The organism is Nonomuraea sp. NPDC049129 (assembly GCF_040648495.1).
In the GTDB taxonomy this organism is placed as follows: Bacteria; Actinomycetota; Actinomycetes; order Streptosporangiales; family Streptosporangiaceae; genus Nonomuraea.
This window is the reverse complement of sequence record NZ_JBEZDU010000014.1, coordinates 230,025-256,726: the sequence shown is the minus strand read 5'-3', so window position 1 is coordinate 256,726 and position 26,702 is coordinate 230,025. Positions and strand designations below refer to the sequence as shown.

18 protein-coding genes and 1 pseudogene are annotated in these 26,702 nt (G+C 69.7%); 11 read left to right on the top strand and 8 right to left on the bottom strand.

The features are described from left to right. Positions 1-279: 279 nt before the first annotated feature. From AB0B64_RS37165 to AB0B64_RS37135, 7 genes are all read left to right on the top strand, one after another. Positions 280-1,275, top strand: a complete 996-nt coding sequence (locus AB0B64_RS37165) for a LacI family DNA-binding transcriptional regulator (protein WP_357953826.1) — start codon at positions 280-282, stop codon at positions 1,273-1,275. A 504-nt stretch (positions 1,276-1,779) separates the two neighbouring features. Continuing rightward, positions 1,780-2,946 (top strand): hypothetical protein, encoded by a 1,167-nt coding sequence (locus tag AB0B64_RS37160; protein ID WP_358183452.1) that lies wholly within the window; start codon positions 1,780-1,782, stop codon positions 2,944-2,946. Between the two features lie 23 nt (positions 2,947-2,969). Then, a complete protein-coding gene (locus AB0B64_RS37155) occupies positions 2,970-4,220 on the top strand; it encodes an extracellular solute-binding protein (RefSeq protein WP_357953822.1) in 1,251 nt (416 codons plus the stop codon). A gap of 37 nt (positions 4,221-4,257) precedes the next feature. Beyond that, positions 4,258-5,319 (top strand): sugar ABC transporter permease, encoded by a 1,062-nt coding sequence (locus AB0B64_RS37150; RefSeq protein ID WP_358183449.1) that lies wholly within the window; start codon positions 4,258-4,260, stop codon positions 5,317-5,319. Further along, positions 5,309-6,157: a carbohydrate ABC transporter permease gene (locus tag AB0B64_RS37145; RefSeq protein WP_358183509.1), complete on the top strand. Its 849-nt coding sequence runs from the start codon at positions 5,309-5,311 to the stop codon at positions 6,155-6,157. The genes AB0B64_RS37150 and AB0B64_RS37145 overlap by 11 nt, the downstream gene beginning before the upstream one ends. Continuing rightward, positions 6,154-7,932 carry an alpha-galactosidase gene (locus tag AB0B64_RS37140; RefSeq protein WP_358183446.1) on the top strand — a complete coding sequence of 593 codons (1,779 nt, stop codon included), beginning with the start codon at positions 6,154-6,156 and terminating at the stop codon, positions 7,930-7,932. The genes AB0B64_RS37145 and AB0B64_RS37140 overlap by 4 nt, the downstream gene beginning before the upstream one ends. 78 nt (positions 7,933-8,010) lie before the next feature. Further along, the gene (locus tag AB0B64_RS37135; RefSeq protein WP_358183444.1) at positions 8,011-9,726 is read left to right on the top strand and encodes a right-handed parallel beta-helix repeat-containing protein; all 1,716 of its coding nucleotides are present in this window, start codon (positions 8,011-8,013) and stop codon (positions 9,724-9,726) included. A 34-nt stretch (positions 9,727-9,760) separates the two neighbouring features. Here the strand turns inward: AB0B64_RS37135 and AB0B64_RS37130 are convergent, their stop codons facing one another. From AB0B64_RS37130 to AB0B64_RS37120, 3 genes are read right to left on the bottom strand one after another with little or no spacing between them, the layout of a single operon-like run. Next, positions 9,761-12,547: a hypothetical protein gene (locus AB0B64_RS37130; RefSeq protein WP_358183441.1), complete on the bottom strand. Its 2,787-nt coding sequence runs from the start codon at positions 12,545-12,547 to the stop codon at positions 9,761-9,763. Further along, positions 12,544-15,696 (bottom strand): DUF6493 family protein, encoded by a 3,153-nt coding sequence (locus AB0B64_RS37125; RefSeq protein ID WP_358183439.1) that lies wholly within the window; start codon positions 15,694-15,696, stop codon positions 12,544-12,546. Before AB0B64_RS37125 ends, AB0B64_RS37130 begins: the two co-directional genes overlap by 4 nt. After that, complete coding sequence (locus AB0B64_RS37120) at positions 15,693-17,021, bottom strand: SWIM zinc finger family protein (protein ID WP_357953807.1); 1,329 nt, start codon at positions 17,019-17,021, stop codon at positions 15,693-15,695. Before AB0B64_RS37120 ends, AB0B64_RS37125 begins: the two co-directional genes overlap by 4 nt. Before the next feature lie 191 nt (positions 17,022-17,212). On the opposite strand from AB0B64_RS37120, the gene AB0B64_RS37115 reads away from it, so the two are divergent. After that, positions 17,213-18,802, top strand: coding sequence for a flavin monoamine oxidase family protein (locus AB0B64_RS37115; protein ID WP_358183435.1), 1,590 nt, complete (start codon positions 17,213-17,215; stop codon positions 18,800-18,802). Between the two features lie 14 nt (positions 18,803-18,816). Next, the gene (locus AB0B64_RS37110; protein WP_358183432.1) at positions 18,817-19,446 is read left to right on the top strand and encodes a Rid family hydrolase; all 630 of its coding nucleotides are present in this window, start codon (positions 18,817-18,819) and stop codon (positions 19,444-19,446) included. Positions 19,447-19,521: 75 nt separating this feature from the next. Here AB0B64_RS37110 and AB0B64_RS37105 read toward each other — a convergent pair whose 3' ends face one another. From AB0B64_RS37105 to AB0B64_RS37090, 4 genes and pseudogenes are all read right to left on the bottom strand, one after another. After that, positions 19,522-22,686, bottom strand: coding sequence for an amidohydrolase family protein (locus AB0B64_RS37105; RefSeq protein ID WP_358183429.1), 3,165 nt, complete (start codon positions 22,684-22,686; stop codon positions 19,522-19,524). Between the two features lie 159 nt (positions 22,687-22,845). Then, positions 22,846-23,178, bottom strand: a complete 333-nt coding sequence (locus tag AB0B64_RS37100) for an iron-containing alcohol dehydrogenase (RefSeq protein ID WP_357953949.1) — start codon at positions 23,176-23,178, stop codon at positions 22,846-22,848. Between the two features lie 30 nt (positions 23,179-23,208). Next, positions 23,209-23,650: pseudogene (locus tag AB0B64_RS37095) on the bottom strand (iron-containing alcohol dehydrogenase); the annotation flags it as partial. 119 nt (positions 23,651-23,769) lie between these two features. Next, the gene (locus AB0B64_RS37090; protein WP_358183427.1) at positions 23,770-24,654 is read right to left on the bottom strand and encodes an intradiol ring-cleavage dioxygenase; all 885 of its coding nucleotides are present in this window, start codon (positions 24,652-24,654) and stop codon (positions 23,770-23,772) included. Positions 24,655-24,738: 84 nt separating this feature from the next. On the opposite strand from AB0B64_RS37090, the gene AB0B64_RS37085 reads away from it, so the two are divergent. Further along, complete coding sequence (locus tag AB0B64_RS37085; RefSeq protein ID WP_357953798.1) at positions 24,739-25,386, top strand: TetR/AcrR family transcriptional regulator; 648 nt, start codon at positions 24,739-24,741, stop codon at positions 25,384-25,386. A gap of 65 nt (positions 25,387-25,451) precedes the next feature. Beyond that, entirely contained in the window at positions 25,452-25,628 is a 177-nt protein-coding gene (locus tag AB0B64_RS37080; RefSeq protein WP_357953796.1) for an FAD-dependent monooxygenase, read from the top strand. 50 nt (positions 25,629-25,678) lie between these two features. On the opposite strand, the gene AB0B64_RS37075 is transcribed toward AB0B64_RS37080, so the two are convergent. After that, positions 25,679-26,629 (bottom strand): alpha/beta hydrolase, encoded by a 951-nt coding sequence (locus AB0B64_RS37075; RefSeq protein ID WP_357953794.1) that lies wholly within the window; start codon positions 26,627-26,629, stop codon positions 25,679-25,681. Positions 26,630-26,702 lie beyond the last annotated feature (73 nt).

Here is a 26,702-nt window from a genome sequence, read left to right as displayed (position 1 = left end):
CCCAGTAAGAGGGACCATTGATCCGCCACAGGCCGAGAACCATGGCGATCACGGCCGGAACAGCGACGACCCACACGGAAGCGCCAGGCGCCCGCACTCTCGACATGTCCCCCGAAGCAGGCTGGCGCCCAGCCGGGCCGACGTCCGTCTGGTCGGCCACCACCCCGTCACGGCAGGTCCAGGACCGACACCATCGCCGCGGTGTTACTCAACTGCCCGCGCGGCAGGTCTGGCCGTATAGTGACATCACGCGTCGTCCGTATCGATCAAAAGGGAGCTATGGCCAAGGTCGGAATCAGTGACGTCGCCGCTCGTGCCGGGGTCAGCGAAGCGACCGTCAGCCGTGTGCTCAACCGTCGGGGCGTGGTCGCCGCCGGCACGCGCCGTGTCGTGGAGGACGCGATCCGCGAGCTGGGATACGACCGCGGCGGACAGAGTCAGCTCGTCATCGTCCTGACTCCGGGCCTCGCCCAGCCCTTCTTCGGGCGGCTCTGCGAGCTGATCGAGTCGGCGTTGGCGCCCCAGGGGTTCAAGGCCGTCGTGTGCTCCACGACGGTGGGCGGGTTGCAGGAGATCGACTTCATCACCTCCACCATGGATCTGGGCATCGCGGGCGCGGTCTTCGCCTCGGCGAGTAACACCCTGATCGGCGTGGACCCGGCGCCATACCGGCTGCTGCAGGAACGCCAGATCCCGTTCGTCTCGATGAACGGCGCGATCGAGGGCCTCCCGGCCCCCAGCTTCTCCACGAATGACAAAGTGGCGGCGGCGCTGGCCGTCGAGCACCTGTGGAACCTCGGCCACCGCGACATCGGCATGATCGTCGGCCCGGTGGGCAACCGGCCCAGCGAGCGGCGCCTCGACGGTTTCGTCGAGGCGATGAGCTCACGTGGCGTGGATGACCCGCGGCGACTCGTCGCGCGCCAGGTCTACAGCGTCGAGGGCGGAATGTCGGCCGCCGAGACCCTGCTCGACCAGGGTGCGACCGCGATCGTCGCCGCGAGCGACTACATGGCTCTGGGTGCGATTCGTACGGCGGGGCGCCGCGGTCTGTCCGTGCCAGGCGACGTGTCCGTCGTCGGCTACGACGACTCCCAGATCATGGGATTCGTCGATCCGCCCCTGACGACGGTCCGGCAGCCGATCGAGCGGATCGCGCAGGCGATCTCCGCCACCATGGTGCATCTGGTCAACAGGCGGCCGGTGCCGGCGGGGGAGCTGATGTTCGACCCCGAGCTGATCATTCGCGGCTCGACGGCCGCCCCACGCGCATAGATAGTCGCCGATCGCGGCTCAGCGGGCTGGTCCGCTGCCGCTCGCTGATCGCCTGATTCACCGGATTCGCCCGATGCCGCCAGTGTGATGGCATCGGCGATCGTACCTGCTCGCGGGGTGTGTCCTCCGCTGATGGCTGCCCAGACCATGGGGGCTGCCTGCCACCATGACGGGCTGCCGAGCCCACGATGGGCCCGCCCTGTCCTTCGCGACGCGGGCTCCTTGAGCGTGTGGCCGTCCTGTAACGCACTGCGTTGCCCTACTGTTGACGTGTTTATGACGTGTATGTAACACTCCCTTTTCATGACGAAGCAGTCACCACCTGCGGCGCATGCCACACGGTCCGGCCAAAATCACCCACCATGGCACCTTCGGGTTGATTCGAGCATGCACGATCTTGTCGAATCTTTCATTTGGGCGTCACGTCGTTCGCGTGAGTGGGTTCAGACCGGACGGGACCCGAGATATCTCCCGAGTTACTGGGCCGGTTTGACGGACCGGCCGATGTTCTATTCGAGAGACCTCGCCCACCAAATGCTCGGCGCGCATCTGCTGGGACTGGACGCGGAGAACCTTTCGATGCTCCGGCATTTCGCCGGATCGTCGAACGGCGCCCGCGGCTGGTATCCGTTGTGGGCCTTCGAGTTCGACGGCACGCCGGCCGCCATCGACTACCACTCGGATGACGACTTCGTACGAGAGGTCCCGGCGCCATTCGAACTCGTCGAGAAGGCGGTCGAGCAATATCGCTGGACGACGGACGACCGATTCCTGCTCACTCCGGAGATCGCGGCGTTCGTACGCAGCACGATGACGTCGTTCGTCGACGCCCATGATCCCCTCGGGACGGGTGTCGCCGGCGAAGGCGGCAGCGGGGACATCTTCCGCGGAACGGCGACCTACAACGAGGGGGAGCGGCCACCGCACCTCCTGGTCGCCGCCGACGGGATCGCCAGCCAATGGGCGGCGCACCTGGCGCTCGGCTCCGTCACCTTCGACGAAGAGTTCGCCGCGTGGAATCGTGCGCGGGCCGAGCAGTTGGCCGAGCACTTCTCGACATCGTGGTGGTTGCCCGGCGACCAGCACTACACCGCGGGCTTCACCGCCGACGGACCGACCGGCGGGTTCCGGCTGGAGAGCACCTGGTTCCCCGCACTCAAGGGGATCATGCGCGACGACCAGCGCTCGAGCGCGCATCTCGACTTCCTGCGATCCGGCCTCGCGGCGACGCCGCCGACCAATATCGAGGCATTCACGTACCTTCCGGAGGCGTTCTTCCGGTACGGATGGGACGACGAGGCGTTGCGCTGGATGCGATACCTCGCGGACTCCAGGGCGGACTATCCCGAGGTCCCCTTCACGCACGTCGCCCATGTCGCGGTCGGCCTGACCGGGCTGGAGCCGGGCGCCCAGGAGGGCGTCGTCCACACCCGCTCGCATCTGCCGGCCGGGGAGTGGATCGAGGTCGGAGATGTTCCGGTCGGTGGTTCCGTCGTCGGGCTGCGGCACGAGGCCAGGGAAGCCACCGAGTTCGAGGTGACCGGCGGACCAGGCGTGACCTGGACCTCCACCTGGGACGACGGGCACGTCACCACGGTCGACGTGCCGAACGGTTCACGCGTACGCGCGGCTGCCGACGGCAGCGTCGTCGTGCTTCGCGGGCAGCGATAGATCACTGACAAAGGAGACCCCCCTTGCACCGAAAGGCACTCGCTGCCGTCACCGCCGCCTCGTTCCTCGCGCTCGCCGCTTGTAGCAGTGAGACCAGTGGTGGAGGAGGCTCGGCCGGGACCACCACGATCAGTTACGCCTTCTGGGGGACCACCGACGAGGCCGCCACCATGAAGGCGATGATCGCGGCGTTCGAGAAGGCCAACCCGACGATCAAGGTCGAGCCCAACTGGATCCAGAGCGACTATGAGCAGAAGCTCCAAACGTCGATCGCCGGCGGCGACGCCCCGACCGTGGCGGAGATCTCAGACACCTCGCTGCCGAGCTTCGCCAACGCCTTCAAGCAGGTCGAGGTCGACAAGAGCGTCTACTACTCCCCGGCCGTCCAGAGGGCGGGGACGTTCGGCGGGGCCGACTACGCGGTGCCCTTCGTCGCGAAGAGCAAGGTCTTGGCCCTCGGCAAAGACGCCTTCGACAAGGCCGGCGTCGCCGTCCCGTCCGGGACGACGCCGATGACGACCGCGGACTTCGTGTCCGCGGCCAAGAAGTTGACGTCGGGATCGGGCGCGAAGAAGGTCTATGGCTCCGCGCCCCTTTGGTACGACGGCTGGCTGATCGCGGAGGGCGGCTCGTACTACAGCGCGGACGGCAAGCAGTGCACCATGGGCAACGCCGACGGGATCCGCGCCGCCCAGACCGTGGTGAACGCCGTGAAGACCGACGGCTTCGCGCCCAACCAGGCCGACGCCCAGGGGCAGGACATGTTCCAGTGGCTCGCCGACGGCAAGGTCGCGATGCTGCCCGACTTCGGCCCGTGGAACATCGCCAAGATCGCCGCGTTGGACTCCTCGAAGTTCCTCATCGTGCCGTTGCCCGGCAAGGGCGAGCCCATGGAGGTCGACAGCCTGGGCATCGCGAAGGACGCGAGCGAGGCGGAGACCGCCGCGGCGAAGACCTTCACGAAGTTCATGAGCTCGAGCCCCGACGCGCAGAACCTCCTGGCGACGACGAAGTCCGCGCTCGGCATCCCCGTCATCGAGGGATCGCTCGACGCCTTCAAATCCATCGCCCCGAAGGTGAACCTGCAGGCCTTCATCGACGCCGTCAAGAACGCGGTCACCACGCCCGCCGTCAAGGACAAGGTGCGGATCGAGAGTGCCTTCTCAGGTGACCTGAACTCACGCACCGCGATCGGGTCCGGCACCGAGGATCCGGCCGTCGTACTGCCGCAGCTTCAGGCCGAATGCCAGAAGTTGCTGGACGCGGCGCAGTGACGGTCACCGAGCGGATCGCGTAGAGGGGGATCGCGGCATGTCAGGCATCGTGGATGGGCTGTCGGGATTCCTCGAACGGCTGCACGTCGACGAGGGGCTCAGGCCCATCCTCTCCCTGGTCATCATCTTGGCCATCGTGTTCGGCCTCATCGGCGCCGGCCTGTGGGGCGCCCTCCGGGCGCGCTGGATCTCGCGGAACACCGCCGCGTTCTGGCTCTTCGTCTCCCCTTGGATCGTCGGCTTCGTGATCTTCACGGGTGGGCCGATGGTGTACTCCCTGGTCCTGTCCTTCATGGACTGGGACCTGATCGATCCGGCGAAGTTCACCGGGCTCGCCAACTACAAGGAAGCGCTCTCGGACCCCGCGCTCGGTCAGGCGATCAAGGTCACCCTGACGTACGCCGTCGTGAGCGTTCCCCTGCAGACGCTGCTCTCCCTGGGTGTCGCGCTCCTGATGAACGTCCGGGTCCGCGGGGTCAACGTGTTCCGGACCATCTGGTACCTGCCCTCGCTCGTGACGGGAGTGGCCCAGGCGGTGCTGTTCATCTGGGTCTTCCACCCCAGTTACGGCCTCGTCAACGGGGTGCTCCGCCTGTTCGGCGTCGACGGACCCAAGTGGCTCTTCGACGCCGACTGGGCCCTGCCCGCGGTGATTCTCATGAGCCTCTGGACGGTCGGCGGGAACATGATCATCTATCTCGCCGGCCTGCAAGATGTGCCGAAGAGCCTCTATGAGGCGGCCTCGATCGACGGCGCCGGGCGCCGGCACTCGTTGTGGCACATCACGCTTCCCCAGGTGAGCCCCGTCATCTTCTTCAACGTGGTCACGGGTCTCATCGGTGCGATGCAGACCTTCACCCAGGGCTACGTGGTCACGCACAACGGGGGCGGCCCGTCCGACTCGCTCCTTTTCTACGTCCTGTACCTGTACCAGAACGCGTTCTCCTTCTTCCAGATGGGATACGCCTCCGCCCTGGCCTGGATCCTGTTCGCCATGATCATGGTGCTCACGGCGCTGGTGTTCCGGGGGAGCGCTTTCTGGGTCTACTACGAATCGCAACGGCCGAGGGAGCGGAGGCGGCGTGTCCATGTCAGCTAGCGCGGAGGGGGCGCGACCTCGGCCGCTCGGGCCCAAGGTCTTCGCGGTCACCCTGCTCGTGGTCGGGTCCGTCGTCTTCGTCTACCCCTTCCTCTGGATGATCGCGACCGCGCTGCGGACGCAGGCGGGCGTGTCGCAGGGCGGGGTGTCGCTCTGGCCCATCCAGTGGCAGTGGTCCAACTTCTCCGACGGTCTCGGGTCGTTTCCCTTCTGGACGTACCTGCGCAACTCGGTGCTGAGCACGCTCGTGCCGGTCGTCGCGGTGGTCTTCTCGTCCTCGCTCATCGGGTTCGCGTTCGCGCGGATCCGGGTCCGGGGCTCCGGGGTGCTGTTCGCGATCGTGCTGTCGACGATGTTGCTTCCCGGAGAGGTGACGATCGTCCCGCAGTTCATTCTTTTCAAGAATCTCGACATGATCGACACGCTGTGGCCGATCATCGTCCCGACCTTTTTCGGCTCCTCGTTCTTCATCTTCCTCTACCGGCAGTTCTATCTGCGATTGCCGGACGCGCTGACGGATGCCGCCCTCATCGACGGCGCGGGCTGGTTCCGTATCTGGTTCTCGATTTACCTGCCGCTTTCCCGGCCCATCGTCATCGCGACCGCGGTGCTGCAGTTCATGTCCTACTGGAACAACTTTTTCCAGGCCGCGATCTATCTTTCGACGGAGCGGTGGAAGACGTTGCCGCTCGCCCTGACGGGTTTCCAGTCCGTACACGGCACGAACACTCCACTGCTGATGGCCACCACCCTGGTGGTGACCTTTCCCTGCGTTCTTCTTTTCTTCTTCGCGCAGCGTCACATCATCGGCGGAATATCATTCACGGGGATCAAATGACGGAAATAGAAACGCCTGCCACGGGTGCCTCCTGGCTACCGGGGTGGACCCACTCGGAGCCTGAGGCGCCTGTCCCGCTGGGCGCCGATCACTCCGGCGCGGGGCTCCTGCTGCGGGCGACGCGGCCGGGTGGCGTGCGCGAACTGCGGGGCGGAGTCTTCGAGGTCGTGTTCCGCACGCTGGGCGAGCCGCTCAGTCTTACCGTGACGATCCCCGCGACCGACGCGGGCGCGTGGTGGCGTCCGGGCAGCACCGAGCCGCACGCGACAATCCCGCCGTCGTGGGGGGCGCCGGTCGACGCGACCGCCCTGCGGGGCCTTCCGCTCGGGGCTCTGCTCGGCTCGCGCGACATCACCCGTCTGGTCTACGCGGTCGACACCGGCTGTAGCGAGACCCAGGTGCTGGCCGGCCTGGTGGAGGAGACCGCCGACTTCGTGATCAAGATCGCTGTCGGCGGCTCTGGTACGCCGGGCGACGTGCGGCTTCTCCTGGACGTGTCCGGCGGCACCTTCGCGCAAGCCGTTCCCGATGCGGGGCGCTGGCTCCAGGGGGAGGAAGGCCATCGCGTGGCGCCGGGGGCCGCGGACCCGGTCCTGTGCACCTGGTATTTCGCGCACCAGCACGTCACGGCCGCCACCGTACTCGCGCAGGCCGATCGCGCGGCCGCGATGGGGTTCGGCACCGTGATCGTCGATGACGGCTGGCAGACGAACTCGCACGGCCGCGGATACGGATCGTGCGGCGACTGGGAGGTCGCGGAGGACAAGTTCCCCGATGCGGCCGGCCTGGTCGAAGCGTTGCGCGCCCGAGGGCTGCGTACCGTGTGGTGGATCGGCACACCGTTCCTGGGCTATCGGGCGAAGGCCCGCGACCTGGGGCTTTCGACGCTGCGCGACAAACCCGAACTGGAGGCGGAGGTCCTCGACCCGCGAGACCCCCTCACCCGCGCCTACCTGGTCGGGCGGATGGAAGAGATCATCGCGCGGACGGGGGCCGACGGCCTGAAGCTCGACTTCCTGGAGGAGTTCCAGGACCAGGGGGCGCCGGGGTCCGTGGCCGCGGCCGTCGACACCGTGTCCGAGATCGTCGACAGGCTACGAGGGCTCGGAGCCGAGCCGTTGATCGAGTTCCGGGAGCCGTACATTCATCCGGAGCCAGCCCGGTACGCCTCGATGATCCGCGTCGGCGACTGCCCGCTGAACGCCGTCCAGAACCGCGTCGGCATCCTCGACCTGCGCCTGAGCCGGCCCGGCACGCCGATCCACAGCGACCCGATCATGTGGGCCGAGGGCGACAGCCCGGAGCGGGTCGCCCATCATCTGATCAACTCACTGCTGGGCGTACCGCAGGTCTCCGTGGACCTGACGCGGCTTCCCGATGGCCAGTCCGAGGCGCTCACTTTCTGGCTCAGTGTCTGGCGGGAGCACCGCGACCTGCTGCTGCACGGCCGGCTGGTGCCCGAGCGCCCCGAACTGATGTACCCGGTGGCCCGCGTTCACGACGGCGGGCGGCACTTCGTCGCGAGGTACGCGCCGCACGCCATCCAGATTCCGGCCGGCGACTGGACGGAACTGCTGGTCGCGAACGCCGACGACAGCTCCCCGATCCTGCTGAACGAGGGGGACGAGGTCAGCGCCGGCTTGGAGATCTGGGACGCCAGGGGGCGGCGGGTCGTCGACGGGGACATCGTTCTGGCCGCCGGACCCCACGCGCTGGCCATTCCCTCCGGCGGGCTCGCCCGGTTGCGCCGGGCCCGTTCGATGCCCTCGACATGACGGAGGCGACCTGCGGGCCGGGAGCCAGGCCGCACGCACGGCTGGTGCTCGATTTCGTCGGCGAGGGGGTCTAGCTCGGTGCTGGCGACGCTGGACGTCACCGACTTCGGGGCGGCTCCCGGCAGCCGCTCCGATGCCGCGCCCGCGGTCGCGGCCGCGCTCCGGGCCGCCAGTGCCGTGGCGGGGCCGGTGGTCCTCCGATTCCCTCCGGGCGACTATCACTTCTGGCCGGACGGCGCTCAACGACGCGAGCTGTACGTCTCCAACACGGTCGGGGACGATCCGCGGTACCGCGAGAAGACGATCGCCGTACTCGTCGAGGCGATGGACGATCTCGTCATCTCGGGGGAGGGCGCCCGCATCCTGCTTCATGGGCTCCAGACGACCTTCGCCGTCATCGACTCGCGGCGGGTGCGCGTCGAGGGACTCGAGTTCGATTTCGCGGTGCCGACGATCGTCGACGCCACAGTTGTGGACGCGGGCGTCGAGGCGGGGCGGGCGTACCGGGTGATTCGGGTGCCCGAGGTCACGCTGTTCTCCGTCGAAGGGCGCTCGATCCGCTGGCACGGTGAGGCCCTCGGCTCGGGCGCCGTCGCCTGGGAGGGCCGTGACGCGCTCGAGTACACGCAGATCCATGATCCGTCCGCCCACAGGACGCGGCGCGGCCCGAACCCGCTCTTCGACGACGTCCGGTCGATCAAGGCGGTGGGGGACCGCGAGATCCGCATCGACTACGACCGCGGCGAGGAACCGGCCGACCTCGGTGTCGTCTATGAGATGCGCCTGACGACACGTGATCATCCCGGCGCGCTCGTGCTCGACAGCTCCGGCGTGAGGTTGTCCGGGCTGCGTTTCCGGTTCCTGCACGGCTTCGGCGTCGTGGCACAGGCCAGCCGTGACGTCACGATCGAGGGCTGCGAGTTCAGAAGCCCACCGGACAGCGGGCGGCACACGGCGGGTTTCGCCGACTTCGTCCAGTTCGGCGGATGCTCGGGAGTGGCGGCCGTTCGCGACTGCCTCTTTGACGGGCCGCACGACGACCCGATCAATGTGCACGGCACCTACCTCCGCGTCGCCGATCAGCCTGATCGCCGCACGCTGGTGCTCGAGTACGCGCATCCGGAGACGGCCGGGCTCCCGCAGTTCTCGCCCGGCGACCTGGTCGAGATCGTCGAGCGGGAGACGCTCCAGCCGATCGCGACCGCGACGGTGGAGCGCGTACGGCAGCCGAGCGGGCGGGACCGCGCCCACCCGCTCAGGGTCATCGTCCTGACCGTCGGCTCCGAGCTGCCCGGCGACCTCACCGGGCGGGCCGCGGTGGAGAACGTGACCCGGACGCCGGCCGTACACATCGCCCGCAACGTCTTCCGAAACGTGCCCACGCGCGCCGTGCTCGTGACCACGCGGCGTCCGGTGGTCATCGAGGACAACCGGTTCGAACGCCCGGGAATGGCCGCGGTCTACGTCTCGGGCGACGCCGCCGAATGGTGGGAGTCCGGGCCGGTACGCGATCTGATCGTCCGCGGAAACGAGTTCGTCGACCCGGGTGGGCCGGCGATCTTCGTCGATCCGCGGACCGACTCCGCGTACCCGGTTCACCGTGGCGTGGTCGTCGAAGGAAATCGTTTCGTGCTCCGTGACGTCCCGGCACTCGACGCCAAGAGCACCCAGGGCATTCGCTTCAGGGACAACAGCATCGCGCGCTCCGGGCCGGAGGCATGGGACGTCGTCCTCCGATCGTGCACGGACGCGGACATCGATGAGCCGACGCTGAGGGTCACCGATCTTGGATGAGCGACACCAGCGGCCACCGCCGTCGCTGAGCCGATCAGGCCTCCCGGGTCAGGAACTGGTGGAGGCTCCGGCAGGCCCGGGTCAGCGAGGTCGAACCGCGTTTCCTCGCGTGAGCCGTCACCTCGGGGATCTCGCCCCGCGCGCCGGCCCACATGGCGATGTCGGTGGCCAGCACGACGGCGTCGGTGTGCGGACGCTGGGCCCGCTCGCCCTCACCCGGGAGGAAGGAGGCCAGGAAGTGGCGCAAGATCGTCCATACCTCGGCGTGCGCGCCCTGCTTGGCGGCCAGTTCCAGTGAGGGCAGCGCGGGGCCGGCCTCGTAGCGGGTGCGGCGGCCCAACAGGCCCAGCAGGCGGCCCGTCTCGGCGGCGGGGAGCGCGCCCTTGGCCGCCAGCTGAAGCAGTGAGGGCACCGCGTCGTCGCCCTCCACGGTGAGGAAGTAGGCCAGCACCAGGGCCGTCGCCGGTCCGGACGCGCCTTCGGCCAGGGTCAGGTCGCGGAGGTCGTCGATCGCGATGTCAGGCGGGTCGAAACGGTCGATCAGGCCGAACGCCAGATGGGCCGCCGCGAGCTCCCGGTGGTGGGGCGTGATGCCGGGCCAGAAGTCACGTGACAGGCGCCGAAAAGGGCGCATCTCGGGCGCGGTCAGCAGGGCGTCAATGTGGGCGAGACCGGTGGGCTCCACTGGTCGCCAGCTCACGTTGGCGATGCCGCGCTGGTCGAGGACACGGTCGTCGTAGGGCACGACGTGGGAGCCGAGGTCGAGGGTCCAGGCCAGCTCCACCTCCGGGGGTGGGGGCGCGCCGCGCTCGAACCAGCGGGCCACCACCGCGGCGGCCGCCGAGCCGATGCCCTGCGCGCGTACGGCCAGGTCGGGGGCGGGATCGGGTGGGAGGCGTAACAGAGCCTGTTCCAGATCGAGCGGGAGCGGTTCGCAGCCGGAGTGCGCGCACATGGCCAGGCGGTCGAGCAAGGTCTCGGGATCGAGGTGGCCGTCGGCACGGGTGGGGGTGGCCAGCAGGACCGGGGGCAGGGCTCCGGCCTTCGCCGCGCGCAGGAGTTCGTCGAGGCGGGACAGGAGGAAGGCGTGGGGGCGGGCGCACTCCCGCAGGCGGGGGAGGCGGTTCCAGGGGGCGGGCGCGGGTCGCGCCGTCGGGTCGTAGAGGTCGGTCTGGACGTCGACCGTCCGCAGCATCTCCTGGAAATAGTCGGGCATCTCGTGGAGCGGGACGACCGTGCGGAGGCCGGGGAACAGCTGGAAGGCCGTGGCCGCGACGTTCACCATGCTGTCGTACAGGGCCTCCCCGAGACCGCCGGACAGGCCCTGCCCCTCGAAGATCGTTTTTCGGTACGACGGGCGCTGCCTCGGCGGACGAGACATGGGCGGCCCTGGATCTTCGCCGGGGTTGACGAGTTCCCTGGCCAGCGCGGTGCACCAGTCACGCGGGGACTGCCACGTCGGCCAGTCGTAGAGCACCGGCCGCAGGTGTTCGCCGAACCGCCGGGCCAGCGTCTCCTTCAGGGAGTCCGGGTTCGTATGCGCTTCTCGCGTGACCGCCGCCAGCCACGCCTCGACGTCGATCCAGCCGATCTCCTCCGGCGGGCCGCTCTCCAAGCCGGAGGTGGGGAACGGGCCGGGGATGGTGGCCTCCGGCAGGCGGCCGGGGGTGAAATCGCCGGTCCAGCCTTCGGTGAAGCGCTCGAGGAGTTGCCGGGCTGAGGCCGGGGGCAGCAGTTCGGCCGCCTCCAGGATCGGCGCGGGGTCGGTGAGGTGGCCGGCGTGCTTGAGGGTGAGGGTGACCGCGCGGTCGCGTACCTCGTGAGAGGTGTGCGCGTACGCATTGGTCAGCGCGGTGACGTGGTCGGCCAGACGTTCCGGGTGATGGCGGAGGTCGCGGTCGAGCCAGGTCAGGCCCTTCACCGCGAGCTTGGCCTCCTGGCGGAAGGTCATCGCCTCGATGGCCTCGGCGACGTCCGCCGGGTCGAGCCGTGCTTGGCGTACCTGCTGCCAGGCCAGCTCGGCTACCGGGCCCGGCGCGGCGGGCAGCAGACGCAGGTAGTCGCGCAGCCGCCCGGCCGACTCCTCTGGCGTGGGCGCCACGAGCGTGTGCAGCCGGACGAAGAAGCGCAGGTCCCGTACGTCGCCGCCGAGCAGGAAACGGCTCACGCAGCCCGTGATGATCTGCTCGCGCGGCAGCGTGCGGGCGGCCAGGGCCAGCCAGCGGGACGGCTTCGGGGTGAGCGTCTCGTTGACCAGTGCCCGGCCCGCGCCGGCCGCCTCGAAGATCTTCGGAAGCAGGTGGGGCGTCAGCGGGTCCTTGGCCACGCCCACCGCCGACAACCAGGCCGCCACCAGCGGCTCGTGGTCGGGTGGGGTGGCCTCGCCGTCGCGCAGCAGCGCCAAGGCCAGCGGTACGATCCGGTCGTCGGGGCGGCGGATGCGGCGCGCGAGCCGTACGGCCAGATCGGCCCGCCAGGCCACCGGGCGACCGGAGAGCGCCTTCACCAGCCGGTGCGGGCTCGGCGCGCCGGACCAGCGGGGATTGAGGTCGCGCTTCATCAGCCAGGTGGTCGCCCCGGCCGGGCCGGGAATGGTCGCCGCGCCCACCATCATCAGCACCTCGGACCGCCCGGTGACCTGGTCGAAGGCGTCCCAGTCGGACAGCGGGCCCTCGCGGAGCTCGGCGAGCAGGCTCGGCAACTCGGCGGCGACGGTGGCCCGCTCGGCGTCGGTGAGCTTCGGCAGCCGCGACGCCAGGCCCTCGGCGTCGTGGTGCAGCACGAGATTCCTGATCTCGGTCCGGATGTCGTCAGAAGTCATGACGTGGCTCCGGTGAGCTGGGCGTGCAGGCGCTTGCACTCGTGGACGAAGCGGATCGTCCGGCGGCTGCGCGCGAACTCGGCGACGACCGGGATCTCCCCGCGCGCGCCGGTCCAGCGGGCCACGTCGGTGGCGAAGGCGACGAGTTCGGCGTGGGTCACGGTGATGCGCTGCCCCTCGCCCGGCAGTATCCCGGGCAGCAGGGCGCGCAGGATGCGCCACACCTCGTGGTGGCCGCCGGCGTCGGCCAGCTCGGTCAGGGCCGCGACGGCGGAGCGGGTCTCCAGCCAGGTGCGGCGCAGCACCAGTGCGAGCTGGCGGCCGATCGCCTCGGCGGGCAGTTCGCCCCTGGCGGCCATGCTCAGGACCAGCGGGATCATGCTGGGCACGTTGTCGGCCAGGAGGAAGGCGAGGATCACCGCCGTGGACTCGCCCATCGGGCCCTGGGCGATCTCCAGGCCGGTGATCTCCGCCGGAGCCAGCCACATGCCCCAGCCGCCGCGTGGCATGAAGGGCAGGAAGTTGACGGCCACGACCTCGCGGTGCGAGGGCAGCATGGCGGGCCACGCCCTGAGCGAACCGCCGAACTTGTTGTGCGTCCAATCGAACGGCTGGCGCAGCAGCACCTCGTCGATCAGCCGATGGCCGGTCGGGGCCGTCATCCGCAGCACGGGCTGCAGCCTGACCTCGGTGAAGTGTTCCGGTTCGCCGTCACCGAACTCGACCATGGACGCGCCGACCATGTGGCGCCACACGTGGCCGCACTCGGGATCGGCCATGCCGTCACCGGCGAGCCAGCGGGCGGCTGAGCGCGCCGCCTCCGAGTCGACCTTGGCGGCCCGGTCGGCCGCGGCCTGGTGGCTGCCCCGGGGCAACCGCAGCAGCGCCTGCGCCAGATCGGCCGGGAGCGGCTCCACGCCGGCGGCGGCGCAGGTCTCCAGCCGGTCGATCAGTACGTCGGGGTCGAGGTGGCCGCTCATCCAGGTCGGCGTGGCCAGCAGCACCGGCGGCAGGGTGCCGTCGCGGAGGGCCTCGGCGAGTTCCGCGTAGCGGTGCAGCAGGAAGTCGTGGGGCGGGGAGACGTGATTGGGGTCGGGCAGGTGGTTGCGCCGCCGCCACTCGTCGTTCTCGGGCAGCGCCTCGGGCATGAAGGAACGCAGCCGGGGCGGGATGAAGACGACGGTCACCTGCACGAGCGGCTCGTTCGGGCCTGGCGGGGGTACCTGCTCCTCCGCCCGCATCGCCGCGATCCGGGCGGGGTCCACGCCGAGTTCGGCCATGCGCTCGTAGGCGCGGTCGAGGATGAAGGACGGCATGGCCTCCACGGAGTCGTCGTACAAGACGCCGGGCCTCTTCCGCGCCGGACGAAGGTGATTCGGCGGTCCGTCGTCGGCGGGGCAGTCGTACAGGTGGATCCGGCCCTTGGTGAAGGGGATCTGCCGGTCGCCCTCATGGGCCACCGCCCCGTCCGGGCCGTCGTCGCTGGTCCAGGTGATGGAGAAGACGCGCAGTGGGGCGTCGTCGTCGAGGTAGCGGCCAGGCCGGTAGCCGCCCACAATGATCCCCCGGCGCCCCGGCTCCGGGTCGGGCTCCTCGCCACGGGTGAGGGCGCGTACTCTCACGGAGTGGCTTGCGTCGTCCCAGAACTTCTCCGGCTTGATCGGCGGTAGCTTCGGCACGCTGCCGGGGTTCACGAGCTCGGCGGACAGCGCCGACTGCCAGTCGTCGGGGTCGAGACGCACCTTGCTGGACCGCCATTGGCCCCGGTCCTGCTCGACTTGGGGCGTGAGCTTGCGGCGCAGCTCCGCGCGCTCGTCGGCGATCCCGGCGACGAAGGCCGCCAGCCAGTGCTCCTGGCCGATCCAACGCTCGTGGTAGTCAAGGGAGACCGACGGCTCGGGGAACCGTCGCGCCTCCGGCGGCTCGGGCAGCGGCGGGAACTCCTTCCGCTCCAGCACTTCCTCGACCGGAGTCTCCCCGCCGAACCGCTCGGCCAGCTTCGCGCCCAGGTCGGCGGGGAGGTGGCGGACGCCGTCGAGGATCGCCTCGGCGTGGTCGGCGAACAGGCCGGCGTGTTTCAGGGTCAGCTCGGCCGCGCGGTTGCGCACGTCGAAGGACTTGTGCGCGTACGCCGTGGTCAGCGCGGTCACGAAGTCGGCGGCCGCCTCGGGCGTGGCCCGGATCGCCCGGTCGAGCCAGCGCAGACCGGTGGCGGCGAGCTTGGCCTCGTCCCGGAAGGTGAGCGCGTCGACCGCCTCGACCAGGTCGGCGTGGTCGATCGGCATGGCTCCGCGTACCTGCCCGGCGGCCAGCTCGGCGACCGTGCCCGGGGCCGACGGCAGCAACCGCAGGTAGTCGCGCAGGCGGGACGCGGACTCCTCGGGCGTGGGGTCGAGCAGCGTGTGCAGCCGTACGAAGAACCGCAGGTCCTGCGCCTCGCCACCGCGCAGGAAGCGGCTCACGCAACCGTCGAGCAGCTGCTCCCTGGGCAGCTCGCGCACGGCGGCGGCCAGCCAGCGGGTCGGCCGGGGCTCCAGCCGCTCGTCGCGGAGGACGCGGCCCGCGCCGTCGGCGTCGAAGACACGAGGCAGTAGTACGGGGGTCAGCGGGTCATCGGCCACGTTCGGCGCGGCCAGCCAGGCGGCCACCAGCGGGTCGTGGTCGGGTGGCACGGCGCCGGACTCGCGCAGCAGTGCCACGGCCAGCGGCGCGATGCGGTCGGCGGGACGGCGTACCCGCTGGGCCAGCCGGACCGCGACATCGTGGCGCCACTCCAAGGGGCGGGTGGCCGCCACCCGGCAAACCTGGGCGACGTCGAGGTCCTCGGCCCAGCGGCGGTTGACGTCGCGGCTGGTCATCCACGTCACCGCGGCCGCCGGGCCGGTGATGACGCCGACACCGGTCAGCAGCAGCGCGCCGGCCAGTTTGTCGAGCAGTTCGCCGACCTCCCAGGAGGCATCCTCCTCGAAGTCGTCGGGATACTGGGCCCGCACCTGCTCGGTGCGGGCGCGGCGCAGCTCCTTGACGAAGCCGGGCAACCGCCCGCCCAGCTCGGCGCGCTCCTCCTCGGTGAGCGTGACCAGCCGGTCGGTCAGGCGGGTGACCTGGTTGCGAGTGACCAGGTCGCAGATCTCCGTCCAGAGGGTCATCGGGAGACCTCCACGGCGGCGCGGGCGACGATCCGGGCGGCCAGCACGTGTTTGCACGGCCCGCGGGAGCCGCGATGGTCCCACCACCACTCGCAGGTGCAGGAGCCGTCGGTCAGAGAGACCCGGCGCGCGCCACCCGAGGTGTGGACGGTGGCCAGCTCGCCTTCGAGGCGTACGGCGCCCGCGTCAACGAGCTTGCGCGCCTTGGCCAGCCGTGGGTTGAGCAGGAGCACGTTGTCCTTGTCATAGGGCAGCTCACGGTGGAAGTGGGTGGCCTCCGACAGGTCGTAGCCGACCCGCCCGGCGACGCCGAGCTGTGTCAGCGCGGCCCGCACCCGATCGGCGGGGATGCCCGCGCGGTCGGCCAGCAGGCCGATCTCGATCTCGGGCTCGAAGTTGAGCAGCATGCCCACCACGTCGGCGTCGTTCTCGGCCTCGTCGGTGGCCAGGTCGTCGAGCACCGCGCCCTCGCCGGAGAAGCCGCGCCAGCGCTCGGGCGAGAGGGTGAGCGTGTAGCGCATGCCCGGCAGCTCCAGCTCCCAGGCGCTGGAGGCGCCCTCGGCCGGACCGTACACCCGGAGGGACTTCGCGAAGCGCAGCAGCGGCAGGAGGGTGGCGAGCCGGTTGGGGCCGGCGAGCTGGACAGCGCCCGGAACCTGACGGTCGGAGGCCTTCAGCTCACGCCCCGTCTGCGCCACCCATACCGTCTCTCTCTTGGGCAGCCCGCGCAGGAACCGTACCGCCGCCATGCCGGTCAGCTCACCGCGCTGGTCCATGCCCGAGGCGATGACCTGCACCTCGGCGAAGCCGCGTAACCAGCGCTCGGGCAGCGGCACCTTCTTCTCCACCACCGCGCCGTCCATCGTGGTCACGACCAGCTCGTCGAGCCCGACCCCCAGGTGCAGCGGGTCCCGCGCGCCGATGCGCGCCAGAGCCTCCCGGAGCGGCGCGTTCACGTCGACGTTGGTGGTGCCCCGGTCGAACACCTCGCCGTCGAGCGCGCCGCTCAGAAGATCAAGCCGGGCGTACACGCCGCCACAGGCCGAGAACGACTCGAACCGCAACCGGTCTCCATTGCACGTCACCACCGGGTCGCGCACCCAGCCGGGCCGCGCCTGCGGCTGGTGATAGCGGGCCAGCGCCACATCGGCGACGCCGAGCAGGGCCGCCGCGGCGGGGGCCGACTGGGTCACCACGCCGCTGAAGAACCGGGGGGCCACGGCCGGGCCGGACAGGGCCCGGCCGCCGGAGGTCGCCAATCCGAGACGACCGTCGACAAGGGAGGAGGGCGCGGCGTAGGTGTACGCCTGCGTCGTTGAGGTCATGGCCGGGACACTAGATCGCCCCACCGACAAACCTGTGGGCATCCATTGACGCTCACGCGGAACGCGAGACCCAGAAACCTCACATTCCCCTATAAACACGATGATCAGCTTGAAACACGCAAACAACACAACAAAGGACGACCAGCAACAGAACCCCCCAAGACTCACCTCCAGCAAAATCTTGGAGGTACGTGTTGGGGTACAGCAGACGCGATTTCCTGTCCGCCGTCGGTGTTTCCGGCGGTGCAGGGGCGCTCTTCGCGACCATGGGCGCGCTCGGCCTCGCGCCCACCGCCGAGGCGGCCGCGAAGGAAACTTTCGACCCGCCGCAGCAGTCCGACTTCTCGCTCACCGGGAGGTCTGCGAAGAAGGTGGTGATCCTCGGCGCGGGGATAGCCGGTCTTGCCACGGCGTACGAGTTGGGCAAGGCAGGCTACGACTGCACAATCTTGGAGGCGCTTGACCGGGTGGGCGGCCGGAACTGGACCATCCGCGGCGGTGACCGCGTGACCGAGCTGGACGGCTCCTCACAGGTCGCGAAGTTCAGTGACGGTGTCTACCTCAACGCGGGACCGGCCCGGCTGGCGCAGTGGATGGTCACCATGGACTACTGCCGCGAGCTCGGCGTGGACCTGGAGGTCTTCACCAACTCCAACGCCCAGGCCTACATCTACCACCAGAACATGCAGGCCCCCGTCCGCTGGCGCACCGCCAAGGCCGACGTATATGGGTACGTCTCGGAGCTGCTGTCGCGGGCGACCGACGCGGGGGCGCTGGACGCCGCGCTCACCGCGCAGGACAAAGAGCGGCTGATCGCCTTCCTGTCGAGCTTCGGGGCGGTGGGGAACAAGGCGAGCGGATTCAAGTACTCCGGAGGCGACCGCCGCGGCCACAGCGTGAACCCGGGCGCGGGTGAACAGCCGGGCACGCTCCTCGAGCCGGTGCCGTCGCTGTCGGAGGTGCTGGCGAGTGGCGTCGGGCAGCGGTTCTCGTTCGAGTTCGGCTACGAGCAGGCGATGCTGATGTTCCAGCCGGTGGGCGGCATGGACGCGATCCCGCGGGCCTTCGCCGGCAAGATCGGGCGGCAGCGGATCCGGCTGCGCGCCAAAGTTACCAAGATCACCGATCTGCCGGACGGCGTGGAGGTGGAGTACCAGGACCGCCACGGCCGTACGCAGAAGATCAAAGCGGACCTTTGCGTCGCGGCGATGCCCCCGCACATCCTCGCCAAGACCGCGCACAACCTCGGCCCGGACGTCCAGGCCGCCCTCGCCACCCCGACCGCCACGAACGCGGGCAAGATCGGCCTGGAGTACCGCCGCCGCTGGTGGGAGACCGACGAGGACATCTACGGCGGCATCACCGCCACCGACCTCGACCTAGCCACGATCTGGTACCCCTCCTACGGGTACGGCACCTCGCGCGGCATGGTCGTCGGCTACTACAACTTCGGCGCCCAGGCCGACGCGTACGCCGCGCTGAAGCACGCGGACCGCGAGCGCCGCGCGATCGAGCAGGGCATGAAGATCCACGGCGCGAAATACCGCGACGAGCTGGCATCGTCGGTGTCCATCGCCTGGAAACTCCAGCCGCACATCGAGGGCGCCTGGGTGGGCTGGCCGTCCCGGCAGGGCGCGTACCAGCTCCTCAACAGACCGGCCGGGCACGTGCACTTCGCGGGGGACTGGCTGAGCTACATGATCGCCTGGCAGGCGGGTGCCCTGGAGTCCGCCCGCAAGGTCGTCACCGAGCTGCACCAGCGCGTCATGAGCACCTCCTGAGAGGACACCTCCGCATGAAGATCCGCACCATCGCCCTCTCCGTGGCCGTCGTCCTCGTCCTCGGCACCGGTACGGCCGCCGCCAACCCCACCTGGTCGCTCCGGCCGCAGGAGGTCAAGCCCTTCCTCCCGGCCGGCACCACCAACCCCTCGATCGCCGACGGTGTGGCGCTCGGCAAGCAGGTGGCCTCCTACACCGCCAGCGGCCTGGGCCCGGCGGCGGCCAACACCGGGGCTCCCGCCGACTCTCCCGAGCGCTACGTCGACTTCCCCGGGGCTACCTTGCCCCCTGGCGTCACCATCACCGAGGCCCAGGCACTCAACGTGCTCAAGCGCATCAAGGCGAACCTCTCCGCCGCTGGGCTGGGCCTGGCCGACGTCGTCTCCATGCGCGCCTATCTGGAGAAGCCTCCCGGAGCCGAGTCGGCCGACTTCACCGGTTGGAACCGCGCCTACCGTCAGTTCTTCGCCAACACGGACCTGGCCACCGGCCAGCCCGTACCCGTCCCCCTCGGCACCGCGCCCCCCGCCTCGCCCATGGAGGTCAACCCGGCCCGCCCGGCCCGCGTGACGATCGAGATCGCCAATCTCCCGGTCGCGGGCTGGCTCGTCGAAGTGGAAATCGTCGCCGCCTACAAGCACTGACCACAAGCACTGACCACAAGCGCTGACCACAAGCACTGACCGCCGCACAGGGTCGCAGGCGTGTGATGCGCGCGCTCAGTGGTCGTGGCAGCAGGCGACCCGGGCTGCCTCGAGTTCGGCGGGGTCGTTCCACCAGTGGCTCGCCGCGCTCTGGTGCACGGGGACGCGGTCCTTGACCTTGCCGGAAGGTGCGGCGGCCGCGGGTGTCGCCTGAGTGGTGGAGGAGGACGGATAAGGCGCGAGGAGCTGCTCGACGGTGTGGTGCCTCCCGCCGACGACGACGGCGGTGACGTTGGCGGCGTCCTCGATGCGGGACAGCGGGTCGCCGTCGATGATGGCCAGGTCGGCGTACATGCCCTTGGCGATCCTGCCCAGCGGGAGGCCGAGGTAGGTCCCGGACGTGCTGGTCGCTGAGGTGAGCGTTTCCCGCGGGGTCAGGCCGTACTTGACCATGGCGCGCAGGTTCATGTGCAGGCTGATCCCGAGGTGATCGATCGGTGCGTCGGTGCCTGCGGTGACCACGCCGCCGCCGCGGATCATCGCCGTGAGCTGCGCGACCTGGTTGGCGAGGTTCGTCCGGATCACCTGGACCGCCGCCGGGTCGGCGGTCTGGGCCGTGGTGACCGTCGCCCGCAGCGCGGCCATCCGCCAGTTCGGGTAGAGCCGGCGGACTCGTTCGTCGGTGACCAGCGAGGTGTCGTCCCGGTAGAGGGTCGAGGAGTTGAACAGCGTGGGGGTTCTGGCCATCTTCGAGGCGTTGAACATGGCGATGACGTCCGAGTAGGCGGAGCCGACGTTCGTGACGGTGCGTGAGTAGCCGAACCGGTTGGTGGCGCCGACATGCTCGGTCTGGTCGCCGCCCATGGCGATCGCCGGATAGTGGTAGTGCGAGCTGACCGGCTTGCCCTGGCGGTGGGCCCAGTCGATGACCTCCCTGTGCCAGACGACCGGCAGCCGTACGTAGCACTTCATCATGTCGTAGTCGAGGGCGGCGGCCCGCCGCAGTTCGAGCAGCAGCTGGTCGTGGGAGTACGTCGGGCGCATGAAGTTGTAGTAGATGCGCGGGCCGTCGATGGCCTCGCCCGTGCCCAGGTAGCGCGGTGCGAGCCGGGCGCCGGACTGCACCGACTCGCGCTCCTCGACCATGTGATACGCCGGTGAGCCAGGTGAGCGCGTCGTGGTGACGCCCAGGGCGAGCCACAGCGGACCCTGTCGCGATCCGTACGCGTAGCCCTGCATCTCACGGTGATGGTGGATGTCGATCAGGCCGGGCATGACGAACCTGTCGCGGGCGTCGATCCGGGCGCCGGGCCTGCCATCCCGGTGCGGTTCGATCGCGGTGATGCGCTGGCCTCGTACGATGATGTCGACGTCGCGGACGACGCTCTTGGAGACGCCGTCCCACATGCGCCCGGCGTGAATGACGACCTGATCGGGGCCGGTGTCGTTGCGCCAGGTCAGCTTCATCGGAATCGACCGGGCGGGCTTGCCGTCGAGGCGCACGCTCTTGAGACGTCCCTCGTTCAGGTAGAGGAGGGTGGCCGAGCCGCCCGCCCAGACAGGGGCGTCGGAGACCTCCCGGGTGACCTGACGGGCGCTGCCGGTGGGCCGTCCGGTCTTGTCGACGGGCAGGACCCACAGGAGCGATTCCATGGCGAAGGCGAGCATGGTGCCGTCAGGGGACCAGACGGGGCCGTCGTCGCCACGGGTCTGCAAGGACCGGTGTGGCGCGGGGTCGATGTACGTGCCGGCGCCCGTGGCCCGGTCGACGAGCAGGATCTTGGACAGTCCCTCACGGTAGCGTCGTGAGTACGGCACCACCGCGGCCAGCGCGAGAGTCTTGCCGTCGGGTGACCAGGTCGGGCGGCCTGGTTCGAAGGTGGCGTCGAAGATCTTCTGGAGGTCGCCGGTGGAGACGTTCACCGCCCACAGGGCGCCGTCCTGGTCCAGGTAGGCGATCTCCTTCCCGTCGGGTGACCACCGGACCGACAGGGCGGCCGAGTCGGTCAGATGGGTGATCTGCCGGTCGGCGCCGGTGCTCAGGTCGCGGACCCAGATGTTGAGGGTGCCGGTGCGGTCGGTGACGAATGCCAGTTGCCGCCCGTCCGGGGAGAAATCCGGGTCGGCTTTCCACCAGTGGTCACGGAAAAGCGGTTCCGGCGTGCCACCGCCGCGCATCAGATAAATGTCGTTGAGCGCGCGGAAGGCGATGGCGGACCCGTCCGGGGACACGGCCGGGCTGCCGATTCCGACGACGGGGAATGACCCGGGCTCGTCGAATACGCGGACCTTCTTCTTGTACTTCGGCGTCGTCGTCGTCAGGGCGGCGGTGAAGCCGATGGTGCCGACGGACGCGGAGTTGAGGCGGCGGACCTTGATGGTGCCCGCTGAGGTGTAGTAATAGCGTCCGTCCGGGGCGAACCGGGCACGGAACGGGAAGACTTCCTCGCCGGTGACGAGGGTGCCCGCGGTGCCGGCCAGATCATTGGCGCCCGAGTGGAAGAGGTGGTAGGCGAGGTCGGTGCCGTTCGGCAGCCAGGACGGCTGGTGAATGACCTGTCCGGCGGGGACCGTGACCGCGGTGGCGCGCGTGCCGGTGGCGACCTCGATGACGTCGATCCTGGTGTCGGCCACGACGAACGCGATCTTGCTCCCGTCGGGTGACCAGGCCGGCTCGTACTCCTCGACGGGGGTGTCGGTCAGGACGCGGGTCGCTCCGGTGGCGACGTCGAGCAGGTGGATCCCGTAGCTGCCCCCGGCGTCGGAGGAGTAGGCGATGGTGCGCCCGTCGGGGCTGTAGCGGGGCTCGCGGTGATCGAACGGGCCGGTGGTCAACTGGGTGATCGCGGACCCGTCGGGCCGGATCGTCCACAGGTTGAAGACGCTGTCGCGGTACGACTGGAACACGATGGTGCCGCCGTCCGGGGACCAGTCGGGCTGGGCGATGTCGTACAGATCGCTGGTCAGCCTGCGGGCGGTGCCCCCGGAGGCGGAGCAGACCCACAGGACACCGAGCAGGTCGAGGGCGAGCAGGCGGCTGTCGGGGGAGGGTGCGACGGCGTAGTCGGTACCGGAGACGACGGCTGTCTTGCCGGCGTTCTCCGCTACGCCTGCCCTCGCCGGTGCGGCCGGGGCGAGCAGGGCGGCACCGGCGCCCGCCAAGACGGCCCGGCGGGACGGGCGTGACATCGATCCGGAGGCGGAGGTGAACGCGTCGGGAGAAACCGGCGAGTGAGACATGGGGGGATTTCCACTCCACTATTCACGCATGGTCAGGTGGCCGTCGAGCAGAGGCGGGCTGACGCGTTCAGTGAGGGCAGTGGGACCTGGTTGACCAAAGTGCGTGCATAGGAATGTACATACGTCGGTCAACAGAATTGGTCAAGAGGAGCCGGTGGCTCAGCCTGAGTGATCGAGATTGGGAGGCTCGCCCGCCCATGCGGTACGCAGGAGTCCGGTCAGACCTTCCGCGGTGACCTCGACCGGGTTGGCGTACGGGTTGGCGAGCACCTCGTCGACGATCCGAGGGATGTCCGTCTCCGCCATTCCCAGCTGCCGCAGCGACCGCGGGGCGCCGAGCTCGCCGGCGAGTTCCCACAAGCGGCGCGTCGGGTCCGGGATGTCGCCGAGCGCGCGGCGCAGCGCGGCCACGGCCTGTGGCGCGCCCGGCTGGTTGTAGGCGAGAACGTGGGGGAGGACGACCGTGTGCGTGGGGGCGTGGGGAAGGTTCAGCGTCGTAGAGCACGCTGACCGGCAGGACGCGCGGGTCCCGGCCGGTGCGCTTGCGTCCGTTATCGGTCAGCCCCCAGATGGGCGTCATCTCCGAACCGGCGTAGGTGGTGGGGACGGCGAGGACCGGCAGTCCGTGGGCCAGGACGACCGCCTTGCCAAGGCCGATCGCCGAGCCGCCGCCGACGGCGACACAGCAGTCGGCCTCCAGCGCTCGGGCTCGGTCCCTGGCGAGGTCGGCGATCTCCAGCGGGACGTGCATGCGGGCTTCGGCCAGGAGACCCGCCGAGCGGTCTCCGAGCGCGTCGGCGATCATCCGCCCGGTGGACTCCTGCTCGGGGCCGCAGAGGACCAGCGCCCGCCGGTGTCCCAGGCGTTCGATCTCCTGGGGCAGCGACTTCACGGCGCCGACGCCGAAGACCACCCACACCGGATCGGTGGGCGGAGCCCCGATCTCGGTTCTGTGCCAGTACATCGAGCAGCAAAGCCGACCGGTTTAAGGCGCGCTCAGACGCTGGAGCGCCTTCCCGCGTGGGCCTTCACCCCCGGCGTAAACGCCGGAGCACTGGCCCACATCCCGGTAGATGAACGGGGTCACGGCCGGGGCTCCTCAGGTCGGAGCACCACGTCGAAGTGGACGGTACGGAACGGGTTGGGCAGGCCGGCCTCTGCCGCCCGGGCGGGGTCGTCGATGGTGGGGAACTCGCGTACGAGGCTGTCCTTCACACCGAAGACCGCGTCGGAGTCGATGTAGGGCGTGTCCGCGACGAACAGGTGGGTGACCAGGGGCCGGAAGCCGGTGGCCCGGACGTCGAAGTGCACATGCGCGGGCCGGTTCGGGTGGCGCCCGGTCGCCTGGAGCAGCCGGCCGACGGGCCCGTCGGAGGGGATCGGGTAGTGCCGGGGCACGATCGACCGGAACCGGAAGCGTCCCTCGTCGTCGGTGGTGAACAGCCCGCGCAGGTTGCGCTCGGGTTGCCGCTCGGGCTGCTGTACGTCGTAGAAACCGTCCGCGTTGGCCTGCCACACGTCCACGGCGGCGCCGGGCACGGGAGTGCCGTCCGTCGCCCTGACCGTACCGGTGACCAGGCACGGCTCGCCCTTCCCGTCCAGCGCGATGTCGGCGCCGAGCTCACGCGGCGGCGACTCGACCACGTGGAACGGCCCCTCCACGGTCGACTCCGTGGCCTCGCCCGCACGGTTGTTCATGGTCTCCACCAGCATGGACACGCCGAGAACGTCGGACAGCAGGATGAACTCCTGCCGGACCGGCGTACAGGTCGCGCCCACCTCGGTGAGGAAGCCGATCGCCGCCGTCCACTCCTCGATCGTGGGCTCGACGTCCTTCACGAACGCGTGCAGGTGCCGTACGAGCGAGGTCATGATGGCGCGCAAGCGCGGATCCGGGGTGTCGGCGAAGGTCGCGGCGACGATCTCGGCGGAGTGCTCCTCGCTGAAGTGCGCCGCAAGTGCGGTCATGTCGGTGTGATCCTCACGTGATGATGTGAACTAGTACTCCGGTTTGGCGCTTGAGATTGTCAACCATCTGGCTACACTTTCGCAGTGAGTAGTAGCGACGCGTCCCCGACGCCGGTTGCCCGCCAGGCACGCAGCCGTGAGACCCAGAATCGCATCTTCGACGCCGGCATCCGCCTCCTGGAAGAGGGCGGACCGGAGGCGCTGACCGTCGTCGCGGTCGCCGAGGCCGCCGAGGTCTCGGTGGGCAGCGTCTACCGCCGGTTCGGCGACAAGGAACGGCTGCTGCTGGCCCTCCAGGCCCGGTTCACCGACGAGTTGGCCGCGGAGTTCTTCCGGCGCCTGGTCGACCTCGACCTCTCGGCGGCGACGCCGCCCGATGTGGTGATCGCCGCGGCGGTGGAGGGCGCGGCCGGGTCGCTGCACTCCCATGCCACCTTGATGCGGGTGTTCATGCTGCTGGGCACCCAGAACCCGGCGGTCTTCGAACACGGTTCTGCCGTCAGTGTCCGGGGCAACCAGGTCTTTCGCGACACGATCCTGCTGGCGGCACCGGCACTGCGGCATCACCCGGACGTCGAGGCGGCGATCGACTTCGCCTATCGGATGATCTACGCGACCTGCGCCCACCGGATCATCCACGGTGAATACCTGGAGTCGCGCCGCCCCCTGCCCTGGCCGGAACTGGTCGACCAGTTGCGGCGAGCCGTCACGGCCTACCTGCTGAGTCGCTGACACAAGTGTGAACCTGCATTCACACTTAATGCGAACGTGAATTTACATTACTGGCGGGCGCGTGCATGAACAAGATCTTCGACGTCGCTGTGGTGGGTTACGGCCCTACCGGCATGGTCGCGGCCTCCCTGCTCGGGCAGCTGGGCCATGAGGTCGTGGTGTGCGAGCGGTGGCTCACGCGCCTGCCGTCCCGCCCAATTCGCCGGCCGTCGCGCAGATGGCCGCCACGAGCGCCACCGTGACGTCCGCGACTAGCGTCCGCAGCTCGGGGGGAGCGGTCCGGGTGCGGGTGTCAGGTCGTGCCCAGCGCCTTGCGCAGGACGTGGATGGCCTGTTCGACGGCGCCCGTGGTGGCGGCGGTCTGCCGGAGCGGGTTGAGCATCATGAAGTCGTGCAGGATGCCGTTGTAGCGCAGGCTCGTCGTGCGCACCCCGGCTGCCGTGAGCTTGCGCGCGTACGCCTCGCCCTCGTCCCGCAGCACGTCGTTCTCGTCCACGATCACGAACGCCTCGGGCAAACCGGTGAGCTCCTCCAGGGTCGCCCGCAGCGGCGAGGCGGTGATCTCCGCACGCCGGTCGTGGTCCGGCAGGTACGCATCCCAAAACCAGGCCATGGCCTTCGCGGTCAGGAAGGGCCCGTTGGCGAACTCCCGGTAGCTGTCGGTGTCCTGGGCGGCGTCCGTGACCGGGTAGTAGAGCGACTGGTGGACGAACCTCACGTCGCCGCGCTGCTTGGCCAGGATGGCCAGGGCGGCCGTCATGTTGCCGCCGACGGAGTCGCCCGCGACCGCGAGGCGCGCGGCGTCGAGCCCCTCGGCGGCACCGTCCCGGGTGATCCAGCGGGCCGTGGCGTACGCCTGCTCGATCGCCACCGGGTAGCGCGCCTCCGGCGAGCGGTCGTACTCGACGAAGACCACGGCGGCCTTCGCCCCGACGGCCAGCTCGCGGACGAGGCGGTCGTGCGTGCCGGCGTTGCCGAGGATCCAGCCGCCGCCGTGGACGTACAGAATGACGGGCAGCGCGCCGGTGGCGCCCGGAGGCTTGATGATGCGGACCCGTACGTCCCCGACCTCGGCCGGTACGGTGATCCACTTCTCCTCGACGTCGAGCTTGTCGATCGGGGCGGCCTGGATGTCGTCCAGGACCTTCCGGGCGCCCTCGGGGCCCAGTTCGTACAGGAACGGGGGCTTCGAGGTCGCGTCCGCGATCTCCTGTGCCGCCGGCTCCAGAATGTGCTCAGTCATGAGACGTCCCCCTGGTCGTCATGGATGCTCGAGCCCCCCGGGCTCACGTACCCGCAATCCGGGGGGCGAACGC